The 24,479-nt window shown below is 69.6% G+C and carries 20 protein-coding genes; 15 read left to right on the top strand and 5 right to left on the bottom strand.

Annotated elements, in window-relative coordinates:
• Positions 1–14: 14 nt before the first annotated feature.
• The 11 genes from FHR72_RS19315 to proB all read left to right on the top strand — a co-directional run bounded on the left by FHR72_RS19315 (position 15) and on the right by proB (position 15,092).
• On the top strand, positions 15–1,997 hold the full coding sequence (locus FHR72_RS19315) for a S9 family peptidase (protein WP_183471151.1): 1,983 nt from the start codon (positions 15–17) through the stop codon (positions 1,995–1,997).
• Between the two features lie 10 nt (positions 1,998–2,007).
• Positions 2,008–3,264, top strand: coding sequence for a saccharopine dehydrogenase family protein (locus tag FHR72_RS19310; protein WP_183471069.1), 1,257 nt, complete (start codon positions 2,008–2,010; stop codon positions 3,262–3,264).
• Between the two features lie 75 nt (positions 3,265–3,339).
• Complete coding sequence (locus FHR72_RS19305; RefSeq protein ID WP_183471067.1) at positions 3,340–6,021, top strand: valine--tRNA ligase; 2,682 nt, start codon at positions 3,340–3,342, stop codon at positions 6,019–6,021.
• On the top strand, positions 6,018–7,427 hold the full coding sequence (folC, locus tag FHR72_RS19300) for a bifunctional tetrahydrofolate synthase/dihydrofolate synthase (RefSeq protein ID WP_183471059.1): 1,410 nt from the start codon (positions 6,018–6,020) through the stop codon (positions 7,425–7,427). Before FHR72_RS19305 ends, folC begins: the two co-directional genes overlap by 4 nt.
• 104 nt (positions 7,428–7,531) lie before the next feature.
• Complete coding sequence (locus FHR72_RS19295; protein WP_260156126.1) at positions 7,532–7,870, top strand: DUF4233 domain-containing protein; 339 nt, start codon at positions 7,532–7,534, stop codon at positions 7,868–7,870.
• A gap of 10 nt (positions 7,871–7,880) precedes the next feature.
• On the top strand, positions 7,881–8,291 hold the full coding sequence (gene ndk, locus FHR72_RS19290) for a nucleoside-diphosphate kinase (RefSeq protein ID WP_183471055.1): 411 nt from the start codon (positions 7,881–7,883) through the stop codon (positions 8,289–8,291).
• A 308-nt stretch (positions 8,292–8,599) separates the two neighbouring features.
• On the top strand, positions 8,600–11,683 hold the full coding sequence (rne, locus tag FHR72_RS19285; protein WP_183471053.1) for a ribonuclease E: 3,084 nt from the start codon (positions 8,600–8,602) through the stop codon (positions 11,681–11,683).
• Positions 11,684–11,840: 157 nt separating this feature from the next.
• The gene (gene rplU, locus FHR72_RS19280; protein WP_183471051.1) at positions 11,841–12,164 is read left to right on the top strand and encodes a 50S ribosomal protein L21; all 324 of its coding nucleotides are present in this window, start codon (positions 11,841–11,843) and stop codon (positions 12,162–12,164) included.
• 17 nt (positions 12,165–12,181) lie between these two features.
• A complete protein-coding gene (gene rpmA / locus FHR72_RS19275; protein ID WP_183471049.1) occupies positions 12,182–12,448 on the top strand; it encodes a 50S ribosomal protein L27 in 267 nt (88 codons plus the stop codon).
• Between the two features lie 89 nt (positions 12,449–12,537).
• Complete coding sequence (gene obgE, locus FHR72_RS19270; RefSeq protein WP_183471047.1) at positions 12,538–13,983, top strand: GTPase ObgE; 1,446 nt, start codon at positions 12,538–12,540, stop codon at positions 13,981–13,983.
• Complete coding sequence (gene proB / locus FHR72_RS19265; protein WP_183471045.1) at positions 13,980–15,092, top strand: glutamate 5-kinase; 1,113 nt, start codon at positions 13,980–13,982, stop codon at positions 15,090–15,092. Before obgE ends, proB begins: the two co-directional genes overlap by 4 nt.
• 2 nt (positions 15,093–15,094) lie before the next feature.
• Here the strand turns inward: proB and FHR72_RS19260 are convergent, their stop codons facing one another.
• A complete protein-coding gene (locus FHR72_RS19260; protein WP_183471043.1) occupies positions 15,095–15,931 on the bottom strand; it encodes an NAD-dependent protein deacetylase in 837 nt (278 codons plus the stop codon).
• Between the two features lie 173 nt (positions 15,932–16,104).
• On the opposite strand from FHR72_RS19260, the gene FHR72_RS19255 reads away from it, so the two are divergent.
• Positions 16,105–18,147, top strand: a complete 2,043-nt coding sequence (locus tag FHR72_RS19255; RefSeq protein ID WP_183471041.1) for an NAD(+) synthase — start codon at positions 16,105–16,107, stop codon at positions 18,145–18,147.
• A 3-nt stretch (positions 18,148–18,150) separates the two neighbouring features.
• Here FHR72_RS19255 and FHR72_RS19250 read toward each other — a convergent pair whose 3' ends face one another.
• Genes FHR72_RS19250 through FHR72_RS19235 form a run of 4 tightly spaced genes read right to left on the bottom strand, consistent with a single transcriptional unit; the run spans position 18,151 to position 20,828 of the window.
• A complete protein-coding gene (locus tag FHR72_RS19250) occupies positions 18,151–18,759 on the bottom strand; it encodes a cation diffusion facilitator family transporter (protein ID WP_183471039.1) in 609 nt (202 codons plus the stop codon).
• Positions 18,759–19,088, bottom strand: coding sequence for an ArsR/SmtB family transcription factor (locus FHR72_RS19245; RefSeq protein WP_183471037.1), 330 nt, complete (start codon positions 19,086–19,088; stop codon positions 18,759–18,761). The genes FHR72_RS19250 and FHR72_RS19245 overlap by 1 nt, the downstream gene beginning before the upstream one ends.
• Positions 19,089–19,134: 46 nt before the next feature.
• Positions 19,135–19,950: an enoyl-CoA hydratase/isomerase family protein gene (locus tag FHR72_RS19240; RefSeq protein WP_183471035.1), complete on the bottom strand. Its 816-nt coding sequence runs from the start codon at positions 19,948–19,950 to the stop codon at positions 19,135–19,137.
• Positions 19,951–19,970: 20 nt separating this feature from the next.
• Positions 19,971–20,828, bottom strand: a complete 858-nt coding sequence (locus tag FHR72_RS19235; protein WP_183471033.1) for a ribokinase — start codon at positions 20,826–20,828, stop codon at positions 19,971–19,973.
• A 70-nt stretch (positions 20,829–20,898) separates the two neighbouring features.
• Here FHR72_RS19235 and FHR72_RS19230 point away from each other — a divergent pair, with 70 nt between their 5' ends.
• The 3 genes from FHR72_RS19230 to FHR72_RS19220 are packed head-to-tail and all read left to right on the top strand — an operon-like array spanning position 20,899 to position 24,474.
• Positions 20,899–22,146 carry a glutamate-5-semialdehyde dehydrogenase gene (locus tag FHR72_RS19230; protein WP_183471031.1) on the top strand — a complete coding sequence of 416 codons (1,248 nt, stop codon included), beginning with the start codon at positions 20,899–20,901 and terminating at the stop codon, positions 22,144–22,146.
• 16 nt (positions 22,147–22,162) lie between these two features.
• The gene (locus FHR72_RS19225; RefSeq protein ID WP_183471029.1) at positions 22,163–23,038 is read left to right on the top strand and encodes an AAA family ATPase; all 876 of its coding nucleotides are present in this window, start codon (positions 22,163–22,165) and stop codon (positions 23,036–23,038) included.
• Entirely contained in the window at positions 23,038–24,474 is a 1,437-nt protein-coding gene (locus FHR72_RS19220) for a vWA domain-containing protein (protein ID WP_183471027.1), read from the top strand. Before FHR72_RS19225 ends, FHR72_RS19220 begins: the two co-directional genes overlap by 1 nt.
• Positions 24,475–24,479: the final 5 nt, after the last annotated feature.

The raw sequence follows: 24,479 nt of genomic DNA, 5'->3' as shown, positions 1-24,479 counted from the left end.
GTTACGAAGAGGGCATGGCCGCGGTACCCGTGTCGGCGACGCCCTTCGACGACCTCGACGAGTTCCTGGCATTGCCGCGTGTGTCCGGCGTGGCCGTCTCGCCCGACGGAACCCGGGTGGTGACGACCGTCGTCGGGCTCGACGACTCACGAACCGAGTTCGTCAGCGCGCTGTGGGAACTGGATACGGATGGCGGGCCGGCCCGGCGCATCACCCACGGCCCCGCGGGGGAGTCGTCGCCGGAGTTCACGGCTGCGGGCGACCTGTTGTTCCTGGCCGCACGGCCGACCGCCGACGACGACAAACCGCCGAAGTCGCTGTGGAGTCTACCCGCAGCGGGGGGAGAGGCTTTCGAGGTCGCGAGGCTGCCCGCGGGAGTGGACGCAGTCGTCTCCTCGGGGGGCACCACCGTGTTCGCGTCCTCGATGCTTCCGTCGGCCACCGATCTCGGTGCCGACGAGAAACTCCGGCGTGCGCGCAAGGACGCCAAGGTGTCGGCGGTGCTGCACACCGGCTACCCGGTCAGGGCCTGGGACCATGATCTCGGCCCGGCGCAGACGCATCTGTTCGCCGTCGGCGACGCCCCCCGGGACATCACCCCGGCGCCCGGAGAAGCATTGCGCGACACCAGCTTCGATGTCAGTCCCGACGGGGACTTCGTGATTGCCGTGTGGGGTGTGCCCGCCCCCGGGGCAGCCGTCCGCAGCACGCTGGTGCGGATCGACCTCGGCACGGGTGAGCGGACCACGGTCGTCGACGACGCCGGCGCGGACGTCGGTACGCCGGCGATCTCGCCCGACGGGCAGACGGTGGCCTACATCCGGGAGACGATCTCCTCGCCGCAGCGCGCCCCACGGATCACGCTGTGTGTCGTGCGCCTCGGCGGTGAACCTACGGAGCTGACGCTCGACTGGGACCGATGGCCGACGTCGGTGGCCTGGTCGGCGGACGGCTCGTCTGTGATCGTGACTGCCGACGACAACGGCCGCGGTCCCGTCTACGCGGTCGACCCCGGGTCCGGGGCGGTGCGCACGATCGTGTCCGACGACTTCACGTACTCCGACGTGCGCAGCGCACCCGGCGGTGTGCTGTTCGCTCTGCGAAGTTCCTACGCCACACCCGCCCATCCGGTCCGCATCGACGCCGACGGCGCAGTGCACTCGCTCGAATGCGTTGCGCTGCCGGAGCTTCCCGGCACGCTGACCGAGATCTCCACCGTCGCCGACGACGGTCGGCCCGTCCGGGCCTGGATGGTCCTTCCCCGCGGGGAGGGGCCCGCGCCGCTGCTGCTGTGGATCCACGGCGGTCCGCTGGCGAGCTGGAACGCCTGGCATTGGCGCTGGAATCCCTGGCTGATGGCCGCGCAGGGCTACGCGGTGCTGCTGCCCGACCCGGCGCTGTCCACCGGCTACGGCCAGGACTTCATCCAAAGCGGCTGGGGTGCCTGGGGTTTCGCACCGTACACCGATCTGATGGCCATCACCGATGCGGCGTGCGCCGATCCGCGGATCGACGAGACGCGGACCGCGGCGATGGGCGGATCGTTCGGCGGTTACATGGCCAACTGGATCGCCGGGCACACCGACCGGTTCGCCGCGATCGTCACCCACGCGAGCCTGTGGGCGCTCGACCAGTTCGGCGCGACCACCGACGGTGGCTACTGGTGGGCCCGGGAGATGACCCCGGAGATGACCAGTGCCAATTCGCCGCACCTCTTCGTCTCCGACATCAACACCCCGATGCTGGTGATCCACGGCGACAAGGACTACCGCGTCCCGATCGGCGAAGCGCTGCGGCTGTGGTACGAGCTGCTCAGCCGGTCGGCTCTGCCCGCGGCCGCCGACGGCACCACCGTGCACCGTTTCCTCTACTACCCGTCCGAGAACCACTGGGTGCAGCGCCCGCAGCACGCCAAGATCTGGTACCAGGTTGTCCAGGCGTTCCTGGCCCGCCATGTGCTCGGCCAGGACATCGAAGCCCCGGAGCTGCTCGGGTAGCGTCGGCGCAATGAGCGCAAGCGACCGTGAACACGACATCGTCCTCTACGGCGCCACCGGCTTCGTCGGGAAACTGACGGCCCAGTACCTGGCCTCCGCGGGCAGCAGCGCCCGCATCGCGCTGGCCGGACGTTCCAGGGAGCGGCTGCTCGCGGTGCGCGACTCCCTCGGCGAGGCGGCGCAGGACTGGCCGCTGATCATCGCCGACGCGTCTGCGCCCTCGACCATCAACGCGATGGCCGCCACCACCCGCGTCGTCGTCAGCACCGTGGGGCCGTATCTGCGTTACGGCCTGCCGCTGGTGGCCGCGTGCGCGGCCGCAGGCACCGATTACGCCGACCTGACGGGCGAGACCCTGTTCGTGCGCAAGGCGATCGACCTGTACCACAAGCAGGCTGCCGACACCGGCGCCCGTATCGTCCACGCCTGCGGATTCGATTCCATCCCTTCCGATCTCACCGTTTTCGCGCTGTTCCGTCAGGCTGAGAAAGATGGCGCCGGTCAGTTGGGCGACACCAATTGCGTAGTGCGCCGATTCGCTGGCGGCGTCTCCGGCGGAACGGTGGCATCGATGACCGAGCTGGCCCGGGAGGCCGCTCTGGATCCCGAGGCGCGGCGGCTCCTCAACGACCCGTACACGTTGACCCCTGACCGCGGGGCCGAGCCGGAACTGGGGGCCCAGCCCGACGCGCGGTGGCGGCGCGGTCGCGACATCGCCCCCGAGCTCGACGGGTATTGGGTGGGGGCGTTCGCGATGGCGCTGCCGAACACCCGGATCGTGCGCCGCAGCAATGCGCTGCTCGATTTCGCCTACGGCAGAAGGTTCGAGTACGCCGAGCAGATGAGTACCGGACGCTCCGTCGGCGCACCGCTGGTGGCGGCGATGGCCACCGCCGGGAACGTCGCGACGATGGAACTCGGCAGCCGCTTCATCAACCGGGTGCCGCAGGGGGCGCTGGAAAGGGTGCTGCCCAAGGCGGGCACCGGACCCAGCGAACAGACCCGCGAGCGGGGGCACTACACCGTCGAGACGTACACCACGACGTCGCAGGGGGTGCGCTATGTCGCGCGGATGTCGCAGCAGGGCGACCCTGGCTACAAGGCGACATCGGTCTTGCTGGGCGAGAGCGGGCTGGCGCTGGCGCTCGATCGGGACACTCTGCCCGACCTGCACGGGATCCTGACGCCGGCGGCGGCGATCGGTGACGCACTGCTCGCCCGCTTCCCGGCGGCTCAGGTGTCGCTCGACGTCACACGTCTGAACTAGCCGGACGCCCTCAGATCGCCGATGCCGCGCTTGGGCGGCACGCGGCGGGCGGCGGCCGGTTCCTAGAATGGCGCGGTGACCTCCCAGCCCCACGCCCACGGTGACGCACACAGCGTCCCCGCGCTCGACGCCCTGCCCAAGTCCTGGGATCCGGGGGCGGTCGAGAGCGATTTGTACGAAGGCTGGGTCAAGGCCGGCTACTTCACCGCCGATCCGACCAGCGAGAAGCCGCCGTACTCGATCGTGCTGCCCCCTCCCAATGTGACCGGCAGCCTGCACATGGGCCACGCCCTGGACCACACGCTGATGGACGCGCTCACCCGGCGCAAGCGCATGCAGGGCTACGAGGTGCTGTGGCTGCCCGGTATGGACCACGCCGGCATCGCCACGCAGACCGTGGTCGAGAAGCAGCTCGCCGTGGACGGCAAGACCAAGGAGGACTTCGGTCGCGAGCTGTTCATCGACAAGGTCTGGGACTGGAAGCGTGAGTCCGGCGGCACCATCGGCGCCCAGATGCGCCGCCTCGGCGACGGCGTCGACTGGAGCCGCGACCGCTTCACGATGGACGACGGGCTCTCGCGGGCGGTGCGCACGATCTTCAAACGGCTCTTCGACGCCGGGCTGATCTACCAGGCCGAGCGGCTGGTCAACTGGTCCCCGGTGCTGGAGACCGCGATCTCGGATCTCGAGGTCAAGTACGAAGATGTCGAGGGCGAGCTCGTGTCCTTCCGCTACGGCTCGATGGACGACGCCGAGCCGCACATCGTGGTCGCCACCACCCGGCTGGAGACCATGCTCGGCGACACGGCGATCGCCGTGCACCCCGACGACGATCGCTACCGCCATCTCGTCGGCACCACGCTGCCCCACCCGTTCCTCGACCACGACATCGTCGTCGTCGCGGATTCGCACGTCGATCCCGAATTCGGCACCGGCGCAGTCAAGGTCACACCCGCGCACGATCCGAACGACTTCGAGATCGGCCTGCGCCACCAGCTGCCGATGCCCACGATGCTCGACACCAAGGGCCGGATCGCCGACACCGGAACGCAGTTCGACGGCATGGACCGTTTCGAGGCGCGCGTCGCGGTGCGCGAGGCGCTGGCCGCTCAGGGCCGCATCGTCGCCGAGAAGCGCCCGTACCTGCACAGCGTGGGGCACTCCGAGCGCAGCGGCGAGCCGATCGAACCGCGGCTGAGCCTGCAGTGGTGGGTCAGGGTCGAATCGCTGGCCAAGGCCGCCGGTGACGCAGTCCGCAACGGGGACACGGTGATTCACCCCGCGAGCCTGGAACCGCGATGGTTCGCCTGGGTGGACAACATGCACGACTGGTGCATCTCGCGCCAGCTGTGGTGGGGGCACCGCATCCCGATCTGGCACGGCCCCGACGGCCAGACCGTGTGCGTCGGCCCCGACGAGACGCCGCCGGAGGGGTGGGAGCAGGATGCCGACGTCCTGGACACCTGGTTCAGCTCGGCGCTGTGGCCCTTCTCGACGATGGGGTGGCCGGACCACACCCCCGAACTCGACAAGTTCTATCCGACCACCGTGCTGGTCACCGGGTACGACATCCTCTTCTTCTGGGTGGCCCGGATGATGATGTTCGGCACGTTCGTCGGTGACGATCCGGTCCTCGCCCCGAGCGGCACACAGAGCGGACGCCCCCGAGTTCCGTTCGAGAACGTGTTCCTGCACGGCCTGATCCGCGACGAGTTCGGCCGCAAGATGAGCAAGTCGCGCGGTAACGGCATCGACCCGCTGGACTGGGTGGAGATGTTCGGCGCCGACGCGCTGCGGTTCACGCTCGCGCGCGGCGCGAGCCCGGGTGGCGACCTCGCGATCGGTGAGGACCACGCGCGCGCGTCGCGGAACTTCGCGACCAAACTGTTCAACGCGACGCGGTTCGCACTGCTCAACGGCGCCAGCCCCGCCGAGCTGCCGCCGATGGCCGCGCTCACCGATGCCGACCGCTGGATCCTCGGCCGCCTCGAAGAGGTGCGCGTGGACGTGGACACCGCACTCGATGCCTACGAGTTCAACCGGGCCTGCGAGTCGCTGTACCACTTCGCCTGGGACGAATTCTGTGACTGGTACGTCGAGCTCGCGAAAGTTCAATTGAGCGAGGGCATTTCGCATACCACCGCGGTGCTGGCGGCGGTGCTGGACACCCTGCTGAAGCTGTTGCACCCGGTGATGCCGTTCGTCACTGAGGTGCTCTGGAAGGCGCTGACCGGGGGAGAGTCGCTGGTGGTCGCCGACTGGCCGGCACCCACCGGCCACGGCGTCGATCCCGCTGCCTCGCAACGGATCGCGGACATGCAGAAGCTCATCACCGAGGTGCGCAGGTTCCGCAGCGACCAGGGCCTCGGGGACCGGCAGAAGGTGCCGGCGCGACTGTCGGAGATCGCCGCGGCCGGCCTGGATTCGCACGTGCCGGCGGTCACGGCCCTGGCCTGGCTCACCCCGCCGGCCGAGGACTTCACCCCGTCGGCGTCGGTCGAGGTCAGATTGTCGTCGGCCACCGTGGTGGTCGAGGTGGACACCTCCGGCACGGTCGATGTCGAGGCGGAACGCCGTCGGCTGGAGAAGGACCTCGCCGTCGCCCAGAAGGAGCTCGCGGGCACCTCGGCCAAGCTCGGCAACGAGGCGTTCCTGGCCAAGGCGCCCGCGGAGGTCGTCGACAAGATCCGCGCCCGCCAGCAGGTCGCCGGGGAGGAAGTCGAGCGGATCACGGCTCGCCTGGCCGCCCTCTCATGACCGAACCGACGCCCGACGAGGTCGCCGCGCTGCTGCAGGTCGAGCACCTGCTGGACCAGCGCTGGCCGGAAACGAAGATCGAGCCGAGCACCGCGCGGATCACCGCGCTGCTGGAGATGCTCGGTTCTCCCCAGCGCGGCTACCCGTCCATCCACATCGGGGGGACGAACGGCAAGACGTCGGTGGCCAGGATCGTCGACGCGCTGCTGACGGCGCTGCACCGCCGGACCGGGCGCACCACGAGTCCGCACCTGCAGTCGGCCGTCGAACGCATCTCCATCGACGGCAGACCGATCAGTCCGGCGGCCTACGTGGACACCTATCGCGAGATCGAACCGTTCGTCGAACTGGTCGATCAGCAGTCCGAGGCGTCCGGTGGCCCCCGGATGAGCAAGTTCGAGGTGGTCACCGCGATGGCGTTCGCCGCCTTCGCCGACGCCCCCATCGACGTCGCGGTCGTCGAGGTCGGCCTCGGCGGCCGGTGGGACGCGACCAACGTGGTCAACGCCCCCGTCGCCGTCATCACCCCGATCGGCGTGGACCATGTCGACTACCTCGGCGGCACGATCGCCGAGATCGCCGGCGAGAAGGCCGGGATCATCACGAAGCAGGAAGACGACCTCGTGCCCACCGACACGGTCGCGGTGATCGCCCGCCAGGTGCCGGAGGCGATGGAGGTCCTGCTCGCGCAGACGGTGCGCGCGGATGCGGCTGTGGCGCGCGAGGATTCGGAGTTCCGGGTGCTGAGCAGGCAGGTGGCCATCGGCGGTCAGATGCTCGAGCTGCAGGGGCTCGGCGGGGTCTATCCGGAGATGTTCCTGCCGCTGCACGGCGACCATCAGGCGCACAACGCGGTACTCGCCCTGGCCGCCGTCGAGGCGTTCTTCGGCGCCGGCGCGCAACGCCAGCTCGACGTCGACGCCGTGCGTGCCGGTTTCGCCGCCGTGACGTCGCCGGGGCGTCTGGAGCGCCTGCGCAGTGCGCCGACCGTGTTCATCGATGCCGCGCACAACCCGGCGGGCGCCGCCGCGCTGTCGGAGGCGTTGCGCGACGAGTTCGACTTCCGCTACCTCGTCGGCGTCGTGTCGGTCATGGGGGACAAGGACGTCGACGGGATCCTCGCCGCCCTCGAGCCCGCCCTGGATCAGATCGTCGTCACCCACAACGGCTCACCGCGGGCGTTGGAGGTCGCGGCGCTGGCCGTCAAGGCCGAGGAGATCTTCGGGCCCGAGCGGGTGATCACCGCGTCGACGCTCGCCGATGCGATCGAGACGGCCACCGCGATCGTCGAAGAGTCCGGCAGCGATGCCGACGGGGCGGGGATGAGCGGAGCCGGCATCGTGATCACCGGTTCGGTGGTGACCGCGGGTGCCGCCCGCACGCTGTTCGGAAAGGACCCGGCATGAGCGACGACGCGGTGCCCGGCGCACCCGGTCCCGACACACCCGGTTCCGGCGCACCTGGTCCCGGCGCCACGCCACCGGATCCGTGGAAGAGCTTCCGCGGGGTGATGGCGGGCACGCTGATCCTGGAGGCGATCGTCGTGCTGCTGGCCCTCCCGGTGGTCGGCGCCGTGGGGCCCGGTCTGACGGGTTTCTCCGTGGGCTACGTCGTCGGCGTCGCCGTGCTGCTGGTGCTGATGGCCGGCATCCAGGGCCGCCCGTGGGCCATCTGGGCCAATCTCGGCATTCAGCTGCTGCTGGTCGCCGGCTGGGTCGTCTACCCGGGCGTCGGCTTCATCGGCCTGCTGTTCGTCGTGGTCTGGTTGCTCATCGTCTACCTGCGGGCCGAGGTGCTGCGCAGGCAGAAGCGGGGCCTGCTGCCGGGGCAGCGACCGGCCGGCGATTAAGCTGTCCGGCGTGACTGAGCGAACTCTCGTCCTGATCAAGCCCGACGGCGTCCAGCGCCGCCTCATCGGAGAGATCATCAGCCGGATCGAAGCCAAAGGCCTGACCGTCGCCGCCCTGGAGCTGAAGAACGTCAGCGACGAGCTGGCACGTGCCCATTACGCCGAGCACGAGGGCAAGCCGTTCTTCCCGTCGCTGCTCGAATTCATCACCTCGGGCCCCGTGGTCGCGGCGATCCTGGAGAGCCCTCGCGCCGTCGCCGCGTTCCGGCAGCTGGCCGGCGGCACCGATCCCGTGGAGAAGGCCACCCCCGGCACGATCCGCGGTGACCTGGGCCTGGAGACCCAGTTCAACCTGGTGCACGGCTCCGATTCACCAGATTCGGCGGCCCGCGAAATCGACCTCTGGTTCCCCGGTTCCTAGGGTTCGCGCCGCGAGCTAACCCGGCCTTATCGGTTCCGCCTCCGCGGTGTGGGATACTGGTCGCGGGTGACCGGCCTTACAACCCGGGTCGGCCGCCCGAATGAAGACTTCGACGAGCGCGACCATCGCTACCGCGGTGCGGCGCAGACCGTCCAGCCATCATTCAGACCGGCACCGGGACCGTTCCTTCGGGATCGCCCGGAGCGAGACCATAAGAGGTTCGGGCGTAGGTAGCTCGGACGAATAATCGGAAGCCCTCGCGTGGCCGCGTTAGCAAACTGACGCGCCCGGGGGCTTGAGGAGAATACGTGGCCGACAATGAGAATCTTGACGCATCAACTCACGACCTCGGGCAGGAGCCGCAGCAGCCGGCTGACGCCCCCGCGGAAGCAAAGACCGCTCCGGCGCCCGAGAAGCTGAGAGTTCATTCGCTGGCGAGGGTGCTCGGCACCACCAGCAGGCGCATCATCGACGCGCTCCTCGAGGTCGACGGCCGCGCCCGCAGTGCGCACTCCACCGTGGGCCGGGAGGAGGCCGACCGCGTCCGCGAGGTGCTGGCCGCCCCGGAGCCCGACGCCGCCCCCGCACCGGCCGATGAGCCCACCACCGACGCCGCCGAGGCTGCTGTGCAGCCCGAGGCGCCGTCGGCAACGCCGGACGAGGCTCCGGCAGCGAATGCCGACGACGCGCCAAACGGTGGCGAGACCGCCGAGGAGGAGCCGGAGTCACGGCTGATCCTGGAGGCGCCCGCGTCCGGCCCCACCACCGAACCCGCCGATTACCTGCCGCTGTTCGTGGCGCCTCAGCCGGTGCGATTCCAAGAGCCGTACGACGAGGCCGAGGAGGACACCGCCGACAGCGACGACGTCGACGACGCCGGCGACACCGAGGCCGGCGACGCGGACGGTGACGGTGACGACGCCGAGCGGCCGGCCGCCAAGCGGCGCCGACGCGGCCGCCGTGGCCGTGGCCGTGGTCGCGGGGAGCAGAACGGCGACGAGCCGGGTGCCGACGGTGACACCGACGGCGACGCCGAGACCGACAAGTCCGAATCCGACGACGACACCGACGACGATGCGGGCGAGGACGACGGTTCCGGTGGCGACGGAAACAGCCGCCGCCGCCGCCGGCGACGTCGCCGCAAGTCCGGTTCCGACGAGGACGGCGACAGCAACGGCGCACCCGACGATCCGCCCAACACCGTCGTCCACGAACGCGAACCCCGGAAGTCCGGGCGGTCGGAGAAGTCGTCGTCGGACAACGAGATCCAGGGCATCAGCGGCTCCACCCGGCTGGAGGCCAAGCGCCAGCGTCGGCGGGACGGGCGCGACGCCGGACGGCGCCGACCGCCCATCCTGTCCGAAGCCGAGTTCCTGGCCCGCCGCGAAGCCGTGGAGCGCACGATGGTCGTGCGCGACAAGGTGCGCACCGAACCGCCCCACGAGGGCGCCCGCTACACCCAGATCGCCGTCCTCGAAGACGGCGTGGTGGTCGAGCACTTCGTGACGTCGGCGGCGCAGGTCTCGCTGGTCGGCAACATCTACCTCGGCATCGTGCAGAACGTGCTCCCGTCGATGGAAGCGGCGTTCGTCGACATCGGCCGCGGACGCAACGGTGTGCTCTACGCCGGCGAGGTGAACTGGGAGGCCGCGGGTCTCGGGGGTGCGCAGCGCAAGATCGAGCAGGCCCTCAAGCCCGGCGACTACGTCGTCGTGCAGGTGAGCAAGGACCCCGTCGGGCACAAGGGCGCCCGTCTGACCACCCAGGTGTCGCTGGCCGGGCGCTACCTGGTCTATGTCCCCGGTGCGTCGTCGACCGGCATCAGCCGCAAGCTGCCCGACACCGAGCGGCAGAGGCTCAAGGAGATCCTGCGTGAGGTCGTCCCGTCGGACGCCGGCGTGATCATCCGGACCGCCTCGGAGGGCGTCAAGGAAGAGGACATCCGCAGCGATGTCGAACGCCTGCAGCAGCGGTGGACCGAGATCGAGGCCAAGGCCGCCGAGATCACCAAGAAGAAGGCCGGCGCCGCGGTCGCGCTGTACGAAGAGCCCGACGTGCTGGTCAAGGTCATCCGCGACCTGTTCAACGAGGACTTCTCCGGCCTGATCGTGTCGGGCGACGACGCGTGGAACACCATCAACGACTACGTCAACGCGGTCGCACCCGAGCTGCTGCCGCGGATGACGAAGTACGAGCCCGCTGGTAACTCCGAAGGCGGGACGGCCCCGGATGTGTTCGCGGTGCACCGCATCGACGAGCAGTTGGCCAAGGCGATGGACCGCAAGGTCTGGCTGCCGTCGGGCGGCACGCTCGTCATCGACCGCACCGAGGCGATGACGGTCGTCGACGTCAACACCGGCAAGTTCACCGGATCGGGCGGCAACCTCGAGCAGACCGTCACCCGCAACAACCTGGAGGCGGCCGAGGAGATCGTGCGCCAGCTGCGGCTGCGCGACATCGGCGGCATCGTCGTCATCGACTTCATCGACATGGTGCTGGAGTCGAACCGGGACTTGGTGCTGCGACGTCTGACCGAGGCGCTGGCCCGTGACCGCACACGCCACCAGGTGTCCGAGGTGACGTCGCTGGGATTGGTGCAGCTGACCCGGAAGCGGCTGGGGACGGGTCTGGTCGAGGCGTTCTCGACCACCTGCTCGCACTGCGCGGGGCGCGGCATCGTGTTGCACGGCGATCCGGTCGATTCGATGTCGGCGTCCAACGGCCGCAAGGCCGAATCGGGCGGCGCCGGCGGTGGCGGCGGCGGAGGCGGGGGACGCCGCAGCAAGCGCGGCAAGCGTGGCGGACGGACCGAACAGGAAGTCCCGGTCGTCAAGGTGCCCGCGCACTCGCCCGGTGAGCATCCGATGTTCAAGGCGATGGCCGCGGCCAACGGCAAGCATGAGGATGACGAGGACGGCGACACCGACGAGGGCACCGCCGTCGCCGAGGATGTCGGCGAGCTCGATGCCGACGCCGCCGCGGTCGTCTCGGACGACACGGACGACACGGACGACGAGTTCGGTGACGAGGACTCCGACGACGAGTCGGAGGACGACGACACCGACGACGATACGGACGAGGACTCCGACGACGACACGGACGAGATCGACCTCGATGACGACGAAGACTCCGAGGACGACGACTCCGAGGACGACGAGGACGACATCGACGAGCTCGACGACGAGGACGAGGACGACGACTCTGATGAGGACGAGGACGACGACTCCGATGAGGACGAGGACGACTTCTCAGATGACGAGGATGACGACTCCGATGACGAGGACGACTCCGATGACGAGGACGAGGACGACGAACCCGTCGTCGCGGCCCCGGTAGGCAGACAGCGCCGGCGCGCCGCGGCGCGACCCGCAGGTCCGCCGAGCCGCGACTGAGCGGTTTGACCCTCTCCCCGCTGGTCACGTACCCTTGACCAGTTGTCTCCAGGGCCTGCCCACAGCCGGCCGGAGACGGGGACGAGATCCCCACCCAGACCCGCACGCACACCCCCGGTGATGCGCGCCCGCACGCAGAGCAGAGGAAGACCAAGCGATGGCAGCGAATACAGCCACGTACGCGATCGTCAAGACCGGTGGCAAGCAGTACAAGGTCGCAGCCGGTGACATCGTCAAGGTGGAGAAGCTCGACGTCGAGCCCGGTGCGTCGGTCTCGCTGCCGGTCGCACTGGTCGTCGACGGTGCGAACGTCACCACCGACGCCTCGGCGCTGGAGAAGGTCGCGGTGACCGGCGAGGTTCTCGAGCACACCAAGGGCCCCAAGATCCGTATCCACAAGTTCAAGAACAAGACCGGCTATCACAAGCGCCAGGGTCACCGTCAGCAGTTGACGGTGCTCAAGGTCACCGGCATCAAGTAACGACGGGAGCGACACACATGGCACACAAGAAGGGCGCTTCCAGCTCACGCAACGGTCGTGACTCCAATGCGCAGCGGCTCGGCGTCAAGCGTTTCGGCGGGCAGATCGTCAAGGCCGGCGAGATCCTCGTCCGCCAGCGCGGCACCCACTTCCACCCCGGCGTGAACGTCGGCCGTGGCGGCGACGACACGCTGTTCGCGACCGCCCCCGGCGCGGTGGAGTTCGGCACCAAGCGCGGACGCAAGTTCGTCAACATCGTCCGCGTCGCGCGCACCGACGCCTGAGGTCCTCGACGCCGAGATCGACGTTTTGCACCGACGGCCCTCGCGCTCAGGCCTGCAAAACGTAGATTTCGTCATGGAAAGGACGTCCGATGCCCCGCTTCATCGATCGCGTTGTCATCCACGCGCGGGCGGGCAACGGCGGTAACGGCTGCGCCTCGGTACACCGCGAGAAGTTCAAGCCCCTCGGTGGCCCCGACGGCGGCAACGGTGGGCGCGGCGGAAGTATCGTCTTCGTCGTCGACCCCCAGGTGCACACCCTCCTGGACTTCCACTTCCATCCGCATGTGGTGGCCCCGTCGGGCAAGCAGGGCGCCGGCAGCAACCGGGACGGCGCCGCGGGAGCCGATCTGGAAGTGAAGGTCCCCGATGGGACCGTCGTACTCGACGAGCAGGGGCAGATACTCGCCGACCTGGTCGGAACGGGCACCCGGTTCGAGGCCGCGGCCGGCGGCCGGGGAGGCCTCGGAAACGCGGCCCTGGCGTCGCGGGCGCGCAAAGCCCCCGGCTTCGCGCTGCTGGGCGAGAAGGGCGAGAGCCGCGACCTCACCCTGGAGCTCAAGACGGTCGCCGACGTCGGCCTGGTGGGATTCCCCTCGGCGGGCAAGTCGTCGCTGGTGTCGGCCATCTCTGCGGCCAAGCCCAAGATCGCGGACTACCCCTTCACCACCCTGGCCCCCAATCTCGGTGTCGTCTCGGCGGGGGAGCACACCTTCACCGTCGCCGATGTCCCCGGTCTGATCCCGGGTGCCTCGGAGGGGCGCGGCCTGGGCCTGGACTTCCTCCGTCACATCGAACGCTGCGCGGTGCTGGTCCACGTCGTGGACTGCGCGACGCTGGAGCCGGGTCGCGATCCGATCTCCGACATCGAGGCCCTGGAGGCCGAGATCGCGGCGTACGTGCCGACGCTACAGGGGGATTCGACACTGGGCGACCTGGCCGAGCGCCCCCGCGCGGTCGTGCTGAACAAGATCGACGTGCCGGATGCGCGCGAGCTCGCCGACTTCGTCCGCGACGAGGTTGAGCAGAGGTTCGGCTGGCCGGTGTACGAGATCTCGACCGTGGCGCGGGAAGGGCTGCGCCCCTTGACGTTCGCCCTCTGGGACATGGTTGCGGCGTACCGCGCGACCCAGCCTGCCGCGGTGCCGCGGCGCGCCGTCATCCGGCCCATCGCCGTCGACGAGACCTCGTTCAGCGTCGAGTCCGACGGCGACGGCGGGTTCGTCGTCAAGGGCACGAGGCCGCAGCGGTGGGTGGCCCAGACGAACTTCGACAACGACGAGGCCGTCGGCTACCTCGGTGACCGCCTGGCGCGTCTGGGCGTCGAAGACGAACTCCTCAAGCAGGGTGCGCGGCCCGGGTGCGCGGTGACCATCGGGGACATGACGTTCGACTGGGAGCCCCAGACACCGGCCGGGGTGGACGTGCACATGTCGGGCCGCGGCACCGACATCCGGCTCGAACAGACCGAACGTGTCGGCGCCGACGAACGCAAGGCCGCGCGGAAGGCGCGCAGGCAGGGCGACGACGAAGAGTGAGCGAGCACCGGGACGCCATCCGCGGCGCGCGGTCGGTCGTCGTCAAGATCGGTACCACCGCGCTGACGAATCCGTCGGGTGAGTTCGATGCGGGCAGGCTGCAGTACCTGGCCGACGCCATCGAAGCGCGGATGAAGTCCGGGTCCGATGTCGTGATCGTGTCCTCCGGTGCGATCGCGGCCGGCATCGAGCCGCTGCGGCTGACCAAACGGCCCACCGACCTCGCCACCAAGCAGGCCGCGGCCAGCGTGGGACAGGTTGCGCTGGTCAATTCCTGGAGTGCTGCGTTCGGACGGTACGGGCGCACGGTGGGGCAGGTGCTGCTCACCGCCCACGACATCTCGATGCGGGTGCAGCACACCAACGCTCAGCGCACCCTGGACCGGCTGCGCGCGCTGCACGCGGTGGCGATCGTCAACGAGAACGACACTGTGGCGACCAACGAGATCAGGTTCGGCGACAACGACCGGCTGTCGGCACTGGTGGCCCACCTGATCGGGGCCGACGCGCTGATACTGCTCAGCGATATCGACGGCCTCTACGACGGGGATCCGCGCAAGGCGTCGCCGCAGAATCCGGCGCGCTTCATCTCCGAGGTCTCCGGACCGAACGATCTGCAGGGGGTGACGGCCGGGCGGGGAAGCCATCTGGGCACCGGTGGTATGGCGTCGAAACTGTCCTCGGCGCTGCTCGCCGCCGACGCCGGTGTGCCGGTGCTGCTCGCAGCGGCCTCCGATGCGGCCGCTGCCCTCGAGAGCGCCTCCGTGGGAACGGTTTTCGCACCCCGTCCGGAGCGGATGTCCGCCCGCAGATTCTGGGTGCGCTACGCCGCAGAGGCGTCCGGGGCGCTGACCCTCGACGAGGGTGCGGTCAGGGCGGTGGTGCGCCAGCGTCGCTCACTGCTGCCCGCCGGCATCACCGCACTGTCCGGGAGGTTCTACGGGGGCGACGTCGTCGAACTGCGCGATCACGAAGGCGAGATGGTGGCCCGCGGGGTCGTCGCCTACGACGCGGCGGAGCTGGCGACCATGCTGGGCCGGTCCACGTCGGATCTTCCTGCCGAGATGCGCAGGCCCGCAGTGCATGCCGACGATCTCGTCGCCGTGTGAGGTCAGGCTGTAGTGGCGACCGCGGGCAGTTCGTCGGCCAGCAGCGCCAACATCGGTGAGCACCCGCTGTCGAGCGTGACGGAGGCGAGATCGTCTCCCCGGGTGCGGCCGCGATTGATGATGGCGACCGGGATCTTCGCCGCGGCGGCGTGCCGGACGAAGCGGTAGCCCGAGTACACCGTCAGCGACGATCCGGCCACCAGCAGCGCGTCGGCGGCGTCCACCATCGAATACGCCTCGTCCACACGTCCTTTGGGCACGCTCTCGCCGAAGTACACGATGTCGGGTTTGAGCATGCCGCCACAGTGCGGACAGTCGACGATCCGGAACGTCGCGGTGTCGTCGACCACGGCGTCGGCGTCGGGGGCCACGGCGATGCCGCCCACCGATGCGGCCCTCTCGGCGAAACCGGGGTTGGCCGCCTCCAGCAGATCGGCGAGCGCGGCGCGCGGCATGGTGCGCGCGCAGTTCAGGCAGACCACCTGCGCGTAGGTCCCGTGCAGGTTGATGACGTTCCTGCTGCCCGCCTTGGTGTGCAGGAGGTCCACGTTCTGGGTGATCAGCCCGGTCACCACCCCGGCCCGCTCCAGCGTCGCCAGCGCCCGGTGCCCCGCGTTGGGTTGCGTCCGGTCCATGTGCCGCCACCCCAGGTGATTGCGGGCCCAATAGCGCTGCCGGAACTGCGCGTCGGTGGTGAACTGGCGGATCGTCATCGGGTTGCTCGGAGGAGAGTCGGGCCCGCGGTAATCGGGGATGCCCGAGTCGGTGGAGATGCCGGCGCCGGTCAGCACCGCGACGCGTCTGCCCTGCAGTAGGGCGACCAGTTCCGGTGCTTCCACCCCTACGAATGTAGGTGATCGGGTCCGGCGGCCGCGTCGGTGCTGGTCAGCGGGCCGACACCCGCGGAAGCTCGTCGACGGATGTCCGTGGCGTCCGGCGATAGGAAGGTGCGGCCGGGATGTGGCGGCACGGGCCAGGAATATCGCGGGCGAGGACGGGCAACAATGGGGCCATGGATTTCTACTCGGCGTATCAGCAGGGTTTTGTCCGGGTCGCTGCGTGTACGCAGCCGGTGTCGCTCGCCGATCCCGTGGGGAACGCGGACACCGTGCTGGAGGTGGCGCGGGACTGCGACGCCGACAGCGTAGCCGTCGCCGTCTTCCCGGAGTTGACGCTGTCGGGATATTCGATCGAGGACATCCTGCTGCAGGACGCCCTGCTGGAGGCCGTGCACGAGGCGGTGCTGCGGCTCGTCGCCGAGTCGGCCGCCCTGATGCCGGTGCTCGTGGTGGGCGCGCCGCTGAGGTTCGGCAACCGGGTCTACAACACCGCGGTGGTCATCCACCGCGGCCGGTTGCTCGGTGTGGTGCCGAAGTCCTACCTGCCCACCTACCGCGAGTTCTACGAACGCCGGCAACTCGCGCCGGGCGACGACGTGCGGGGGACCATCCGCATCGGTGACGCGGAGGTGCCCTTCGGTCCCGACCTGTTGTTCTGCGCCACCGATGTCCCGGGCCTGGTTCTGCACGTCGAGATCTGTGAGGACATGTTCGTGCCCATCCCGCCGAGCGCCGAGGCGGCGCTGGCCGGGGCCACGGTGCTGGCGAACCTGTCGGGCAGTCCGATCACCATCGGTCGTGCCGAGGACCGCACTCTGCTGGCCCGCTCGGCGTCGTCGCGATGCCTCGCCGCCTACATCTACGCCGCGGCGGGCGAGGGCGAGTCGACCACCGACCTGGCCTGGGACGGCCAGACGATGATCTGGGAGAACGGCGTCTGCCTGGCCGAGTCCGAACGCTTCCCGTCGGGGGTGCGCCGCTCGGTCGCCGATGTCGACCTGGAACTCCTGCGGGCCGAACGCATCCGGATGGGAACGTTCGACGACAACCGTGTCCACCACGGGATCGAGGCCGACGACTACCGGCGCATCGAGTTCCTGCTCGACCCGCCCCCCGGCGACATCGGGTTGCGGCGCGAGGTGGAGAGGTTCCCGTTCGTGCCGTCGGATTACTCACGCCTGCAACAGGACTGCTACGAGGCCTACAACATCCAGGTGTCGGGGCTGGAGCAGCGGCTACGGGCCATCGGTTCGCCGAAGATCGTCATCGGTGTCTCCGGTGGGCTGGATTCCACCCACGCGTTGATCGTCGCGGCGCGCGCGATGGACCGGCTCGGCCGTCCGCGCAGCGACATCCTCGCGTTCACGCTGCCCGGCTTCGCGACGGGTGACCGCACCAAGAGCAACGCCGTGCGCCTCGGCGAGACACTCGGGGTGACCTTCTCCGAGATCGACATCCGCCAGACCGCGGAGATCATGCTGTCCGAGATCGACCACCCCTTTTCCCGAGGGGAGAAGGTCTACGACATCACGTTCGAGAACGTGCAGGCCGGTCTCCGCACGGACTACCTGTTCCGGCTGGCCAACCAGCGCGGCGGAATCGTGCTCGGCACCGGCGATCTCTCCGAACTCGCACTGGGTTGGTCGACCTACGGCGTAGGTGACCAGATGTCCCACTACAACGTCAACGGCGGGGTTCCCAAGACGTTGATCCAGCACCTGATCCGCTGGGTCATCTCCTCTGAACAGTTCGAGGACGCGGTCAACGAGGTCCTGCAGTCGGTGCTCGACACCGAGATCAGCCCCGAGCTCGTCCCTGCCGGCGAGGACGAGGAGATCCAGAGCAGCCAGGACAAGGTCGGTCCGTATGTGCTGCAGGATTTCTCGCTGTTCCAGGTGCTGCGCTACGGTTTCCGGCCCTCGAAGGTGGCGTTCCTGGCCTGGCATGCCTGGAGCGACGCGGCCGAGGGCGACTGGCCGCCGGGAATCCCCGACAACAAGCGGCCGTCCTACTCCCTCAAGGAGATCCGGCACTGGCTGCAGGTCTTCGCGGAGCGCTTCTACTCGTTCTCGCAGTTCAAGCGTTCCGCACTACCGAACGGGCCCAAGGTGTCCCACGGGGGGTCGCTGTCCCCGCGGGGGGATTGGCGTGCCCCGTCGGACATGTCGGCGCGGACCTGGCTCGACGAGATCGAGCGCTCCATCCCCACCGAATAGCCCTCAGCCGCAGCAGGGGTCGCCGCGCCACGCCTCCACGCCCTCGCGCACGGCGAGCGCGGCGATGCCCAGCGCCGCCACCGGATCGGCCCATGTCCACCCCGTCGTGGCGTGCAGGACCAGGCCGCCGAGCAGTACAGCGGACAGGTAGGTGCACAGCAGCGTCTGCTTCGCGTCGGCCACGGCGGACGCGGATCCGAGTTCACGCCCGGTGCGCCGCTGGGCATAGGACAGCGCAGGCATGATCGCCAGGCTGGCCGCCGCGACGACGATGCCGAGGGGTGAGGGCTGCGTCTCGCGCCATCCCGCGAGGGTGAGGATCGCATCGACCGCGACGTAGGCGGCCAGGGCGAAGAAGGTGAACGCGATGAACCGCAGGGTCGCCTTCTCGCGGGTCTCGGGGTCCCGGGCGGAGAACTGCCAGGCCACCGCCGCCGCGGAGGAGACCTCGACGAGGGAGTCGAGACCGAATCCGATCAACGCTGCCGACGAGACCCGCACGCCTTCGGTCAGGGCAACGGCCGCCTCGACGAGGTTGTAGGTGATCGTCGCGGCGACCAGCAGACGCACCCGCCGGGTCAGGACGGCGCGACGGTCGAGATCGACCGGCATCAGCAGCACCCCTGGTCGTCGGATACCGGACAGCAGGCCGGATCCACGTCGAGCACCAGGCCGAGGAGGTCGGTGAGCGCGTGGGCGATCCGCGGGTCGGCGAGGTCGTAGCGGCTGCGTCTGCCCTCGGGGCTCACCGTCACCAGTCCGCAACCTCGAAGGCACGCAAGGTGATTGGACAGGATCTGGCGGGAGACGCCGATCCGCTCCGCGAGTTCGGACGGGTAGCCGGGCCCGTCGCGCAGGATCAGCAGGATTTCGGCGCGGGTCGGATCGGACAGCGCGCAGCCGAACCGGGCCAGAGCGCTGCTGTCGAGTACCGTCTGCATCCTCAGGACGATACAGCAGATTCTGTATTCAGCTATAGCTGAACTGTCAGAGGCGACCGTCGGTCCGCAGATCCGGGTGCACCCACTCCGGCGAGCGGCGCTCCTTGAACGCCATGAACCCCTCGATCGATTCGGGCGCGCCGAGGCTGGCCTGCATGCCGATGCGGTCGTACAGACCGATGTAGTTGTCCAGGCTCGACTTGATCACCGACCGGGCGTGCGGCGCGGTCCGGCAGCAGGCCGCCAGCACGTCGCGGGCCGCGTCGGCGAGCTCGTCGTGGGCGACGATCCGCGCGACCATGCCCCAGTCGTGGGCTTCCTCGGCGGTCAGCGTCCGGCCGGTCAGCATCAGGTCACGCGTACGCACCGGGCCGATCAGCCGTGCCAGCATGTGGCTGTAGTAGGTGTCGGCGATCCCGCGGTACAGCTCCGGCACGCGGAACGTCGCGCGGTCGCTGACCACCGCCATGTCGGCGCACAGCGCGATCTGCAGGCCACCGCCCTGGCACAGTCCGTTGACCGCGGCCACCACCGGTTTCGCCGACTGTCGCAGGGTGTCGAACGGCAGTGCGTCCATCCCCAGTGCCGGCCCGAACGTCATCCAGTTGTCGCCCCCGCCGCCACCCATGTCGCCCCCGGGCGCGAAGACGTCGCCGGTCCCGGTGATCAGCAGGCCGGCCAGATCGGGGTCGGACTCGACGTGTTTGACCGCGTACTTGATGCCGAAGTACATCGCCGGGGTCATCGCGTTGCGCGCCTCGGGCCTGTCGAGCCGGCAGACCCCGAACGGCCCCTCGCGGGTGAAGTGCAGGTACGGCGTGCCGAGCCAGTCGCCGTCGGGAGGTCGGGGTGCGGTCGTCATGGGGCGGTCCTCCCGTCGGCTCAGGACGCGCTCAGGACGTCCTCGATGGCCTCACTGTAAGGGGCACAGTCGCCGGCTCCGGGAGTGAGTGTCGCCAGCGCGCCGGCCGCACATGCCCGCGCCAGGGCATCGGGCACGCCTCGCGGCCACGAGGCGGCGAGCACGCCGGCGAACACATCGCCTGCGCCGGTGGTGTCGAGCGCTTCGACTGCGGGCGAGGGGGTGTCGAATGTCGGATCCCCGATGTGGCTCGCGCCGCGGGCACCCCGCGTGACGATCAGGTGCGGTACCGCGCCGTCGTGGGCGGTCCACCACGGCGCCTCGTCCTCGTTGACGATCACGACGTCGACCAGGCCGGTGAAGACCGACGGATCGTCCGGGGCGGGGGAGGCGTTGAGGACCACGGTCGCGCCGGCCGAGCGGGCGACGCGGGCCGCCACCACCGCGGTCTCCTGCGGGATCTCTAGGGACAGCAGCACGACGTCGCTGTCCGCCACCACCGCCTGCAACGCCGGCGAGCTCAAATTCAGGTGGCCGTTCGCGCCGGGGGCGACCACGATGCAGTTCTCGGCGGCGGCGTCGACCAGGATCGCCGCGGAACCGCTGGGACCTGGCACCGTGACGACGCCGGCCAGCGCGACGTCGTTGCGCTCCAGATGGGTGCGCAGCTGGTCGGCCGCCCCGTCGGTACCCAGCGCGGCGACCAGATGCACGATCGCACCCGCCCGCGCCGCTGCCACCGCCTGGTTACCGCCCTTGCCGCCCGGCGCGAAGGCCAGCGACGACGCCAGCACGGTCTGGCCCGGCCTCGGCAGGGCGTCGACGGTGTAGGTCAGGTCGGCGTTGACACTGCCCACCACGCAGAGCCGCGTCGCCATACCGGTCAACCTAGCGGCCACCGGGTCGACGCGTGTCGAATACCGCCGGGACGTTCGATACGCTGGCCTGATGAGTGTGCAGGCCCCCGCCACCCCCGACTTGCGCGAGCAGGTCCACGACGCCGCCCGGCGTGCGCGCGGCGCCGCGCGCGGGTTGGCCACACTGAGCACCGAGACCAAGAATCACGCGTTGCGGATCGCCGCCGACCACGTCCTGATGAACACCCGCGCCGTGCTGGAGGCCAATGAGGCCGACCTCGACGCGGCCCGTGCCTCCGGCACGCCCGAGGCGATGCTCGACCGGCTCGCGTTGACCCCGGCCCGGATCGAAGGGATCGCCGACGGACTGCGCCAGGTCGCCGGACTGCCCGACCCGATCGGCGAGGTGCTGCGCGGCCGCACGCTGCCCAACGGACTGCAGCTGCGCCAGCAGCGCGTTCCGCTCGGCGTCGTCGGCATCGTCTACGAGGGCCGCCCGAACGTGACCGTCGATGCCTTCGGATTGACGCTGAAATCGGGCAACGCCGTTCTGCTGCGCGGAAGTTCGTCGGCGAAACGGTCCAATGCCGCGTTGGTGAACGCGTTGCGTGCGGCGCTGGCCACCGAGGGCCTCGACGTCGATGCCGTGCAGCTGCTGCCCAGCGAGGACCGGGCCAGCGTGACGCACCTGATCCAGGCCCGGGGCCTGGTCGATGTCGTCATCCCGCGCGGGGGCGCGGGCCTGATCGACGCCGTCGTCCGGGATGCGCAGGTGCCCACGATCGAGACCGGTGTCGGCAACTGCCATGTCTACGTCCACGAGTCCGCCGATCTCGACATGGCCGAACGGATCCTGTTGAACGCCAAGACGCGTCGCCCCAGCGTGTGCAACGCAGCGGAGTCGGTGCTGATCGACGCGGCCATCGCCGGGGAGGCGGTGCCCCGGCTCACCGACGCGCTGCAGGCGGCGGGTGTCACCGTGCATGTCGATCCGTCCGAGGAGGAACTGCGCGCCGAGTTCCTGTCGATGGACATCGCGCTGGCCGTGGTGAACGGGCTGGACGCCGCGATCGCCCACATCAACGAGTACGGCACCGGCCACACCGAGGCGATCGTCACGAAGGATCACGCTGCGGCGCAACGGTTCTCCGAGCGCGTGGACGCCGCGGCGGTCATGGTCAACGCCTCCACGTCGTTCACCGACGGAGAGCAGTTCGGCTTCGGTGCCGAGATCGGCATCTCGACCCAGAAATTGCATTCCCGGGGTCCGATGGGCCTGCCCGATTTGACGTCGACCAAATGGATCGTGTGGGGCGACGGCCACACCCGTCCGGCCTGAGCCCTAGGAGAGTGAAGTGAGTGTGCCCGCGAGCGTCGAGCCGCTGTTCGCCGACATCGACGATGTCGCGCGCCGGTTGGCCGAGACCGGCTACCTGCCCGACACCGCCACCGCCACCGCGGTGTTCCTCGCCGACCGGCTCGGCAAGCCGCTCCTGGTGGAGGGCCCGGCGGGCGTCGGCAAGACCGAACTGGCCCGCGCGATCGCCCAGTCCACGGGATCGGGTCTGGTGCGGCTGCAGTGCTACGAGGGTGTCGACGAGTCCCGCGCGCTCTACGAGTGGAACCACGCCAAGCAGATCCTGCGGATCCAGGCGGGGCACGGTGACTGGGATCAGACGCGCGACGACGTCTTCTCCGAGGAATTCCTTCTGACCCGACCGCTGCTGACCGCGATCCGGCGCACCGATCCGACGGTGTTGCTGATCGACGAGACCGACAAGGCCGACATCGAGATCGAGGGCCTGCTGCTGGAGGTGCTCAGCGACTTCGCGGTGACGGTGCCCGAGCTGGGCACGATCACCGCCCAGCGCCGGCCGCTGGTGGTGCTGACGTCCAACGCCACCCGCGAACTGTCCGAGGCGCTCAAACGTCGATGCCTGTTCCTGCACATCGACTTTCCCGATCCCGAGCTCGAGCGCCGCATCCTGCTCTCCCGGGTGCCCGAACTGCCGGAGCGCCTGGCCGAGGAACTGGTGCGCATCATCGGTGTGCTGCGCGGCATGGCGCTCAAGAAGCTGCCCTCGGTGGCCGAGACGATCGACTGGGGCCGCACCGTGCTGGCCCTGGGCATGGACACCATCGACGACGAGGTGATCGCCGCGACGCTGGGCGTGGTGCTCAAACACCAGTCCGACCAGGTGAAGGCGGCCGGGGAGCTGAGGCTCAACTGATGCCCCCGCGCCGCACGCGCCCGGCACAGCCGCTGGCTCCGCACGGAATCCCCGGCCACCTCGTCGAATTCGTCGAAGCGCTGCGGGGGCAGGGGATCGCGGTGGGCCCCTCCGAGACGGTGGACGCCGGGCAGGTGATGGCGACGCTCGGCATGGCCGACCGCGCCGTGTTGCGTGAAGGACTGGCCTGCGCGGTGCTGCGGCGTTCCGATCACCGCGAGACCTACGACGCGCTGTTCGACCTGTATTTCCCGGCGGCGCTGGGTGCGCGGACGGTCCTGGAGGACGACGGCGACGACGCGCAGGGCCTGCCGCCGGAGGACATCGAGGCATTGCGCAGCGCGCTGGTGGATCTGCTGACCGACAACGCCGAGTTCGCCGACATCGACGAACGACTGGCGGCGATGATCGCCCAGATCGTGGAGGCCTACGGGCGGTACAACTCCAGCCGCGGCCCGTCGTACTCGTCCTATCAGGCGCTCAAGGCGATGAGCCTCGACGACCTGGAGGGCAGACTGTTGGCCGGCCTGCTCGCGCCGTACGGCGACGAGCCGACGCCGACCCAGGAACAGATCGCTAAAGCCCTTGCCGCTCAGCGGATCTCTCAGCTCCGGAAGATGGTCGAAGGCGAGACGAAGAGGCGTACCGCCGAGCAACTCGGCCGCGACCACGTCCAGATGTACGGCGTGCCGCAGCTCGCGGAGAACGTCGAGTTCCTGCGGGCGTCGGGGGAGCAGCTGCGCCAGATGCGGCGCGTCGTGGGCCCGCTGGCCCGCACACTGGCCACCCGGCTGGCGGCGCGCAGGCGGCGCTCGCGGGCCGGAGAGATCGACCTGCGCAAGACCCTGCGCAAGTCGATGTCCACCGGCGGCGTGCCCATCGACGTGGTGCTCAAGAAGCCGCACCCCGCACGCCCCGAGCTCGTGGTGCTCTGTGATGTCTCGGGGTCGGTCGCCGGCTTCAGCCACTTCACGCTGCTGCTCGTCCACGCTCTGCGGCAGCAGTTCTCGCGGGTGCGGGTGTTCGCGTTCATCGACACCACCGACGAGGTCACCGAGCTGTTCGGACCGGAGGCCGACCTGGCCGTCGCGGTGCAGCGCATCACCCGGGAGGCCGCCGTCTACACCCGCGACGGACACTCCGACTACGGCCACGCGTTCGTGTCGTTCCTCGACAAGTTCCCGAATGTGCTCTCGCCGCGCAGTTCTCTGCTGGTCCTGGGCGACGGCCGCAACAACTACCGCAACCCCGAGACCGACCTGCTCGCCCACATGGTCAATGCCAGCAGGCACGCCCACTGGCTCAACCCCGAACCCAAGCATCTGTGGGGCAGCGGCGATTCGGCGGTGCCGCGCTACCAGGACATCATCACGATGCACGAATGCCGCTCGGCCAAGCAGCTCGCCGCTGTGATCGACGCGTTGCTGCCCGTCTAGTCCTC

The organism is Mycolicibacterium iranicum, assembly GCF_014190915.1.
Classification (GTDB): Bacteria; Actinomycetota; Actinomycetes; order Mycobacteriales; family Mycobacteriaceae; genus Mycobacterium; species Mycobacterium iranicum_B.
The sequence above is the reverse complement of the archived record's forward strand: the minus strand, read 5'-3'. Positions and strand labels throughout refer to the sequence as shown.

Coding starts and splice junctions, on each gene's coding strand:
- rpmA (WP_183471049.1), top strand. CDS start 12,182: ATGGCACACAAGAAGGGCGCTTCCAGCTCACGCAACGGTCGTGACTCC.
- FHR72_RS19240 (WP_183471035.1), bottom strand. CDS start 19,950: ATGACGACCGCACCCCGACCTCCCGACGGCGACTGGCTCGGCACGCCG.
- FHR72_RS19245 (WP_183471037.1), bottom strand. CDS start 19,088: ATGCAGACGGTACTCGACAGCAGCGCTCTGGCCCGGTTCGGCTGCGCG.
- FHR72_RS19235 (WP_183471033.1), bottom strand. CDS start 20,828: ATGGCGACGCGGCTCTGCGTGGTGGGCAGTGTCAACGCCGACCTGACC.
- obgE (WP_183471047.1), top strand. CDS start 12,538: ATGCCCCGCTTCATCGATCGCGTTGTCATCCACGCGCGGGCGGGCAAC.
- FHR72_RS19315 (WP_183471151.1), top strand. CDS start 15: ATGGCCGCGGTACCCGTGTCGGCGACGCCCTTCGACGACCTCGACGAG.
- FHR72_RS19220 (WP_183471027.1), top strand. CDS start 23,038: ATGCCCCCGCGCCGCACGCGCCCGGCACAGCCGCTGGCTCCGCACGGA.
- FHR72_RS19310 (WP_183471069.1), top strand. CDS start 2,008: ATGAGCGCAAGCGACCGTGAACACGACATCGTCCTCTACGGCGCCACC.
- folC (WP_183471059.1), top strand. CDS start 6,018: ATGACCGAACCGACGCCCGACGAGGTCGCCGCGCTGCTGCAGGTCGAG.
- FHR72_RS19250 (WP_183471039.1), bottom strand. CDS start 18,759: ATGCCGGTCGATCTCGACCGTCGCGCCGTCCTGACCCGGCGGGTGCGT.
- FHR72_RS19295 (WP_260156126.1), top strand. CDS start 7,532: ATGGCGGGCACGCTGATCCTGGAGGCGATCGTCGTGCTGCTGGCCCTC.
- FHR72_RS19255 (WP_183471041.1), top strand. CDS start 16,105: ATGGATTTCTACTCGGCGTATCAGCAGGGTTTTGTCCGGGTCGCTGCG.
- FHR72_RS19230 (WP_183471031.1), top strand. CDS start 20,899: ATGAGTGTGCAGGCCCCCGCCACCCCCGACTTGCGCGAGCAGGTCCAC.
- rplU (WP_183471051.1), top strand. CDS start 11,841: ATGGCAGCGAATACAGCCACGTACGCGATCGTCAAGACCGGTGGCAAG.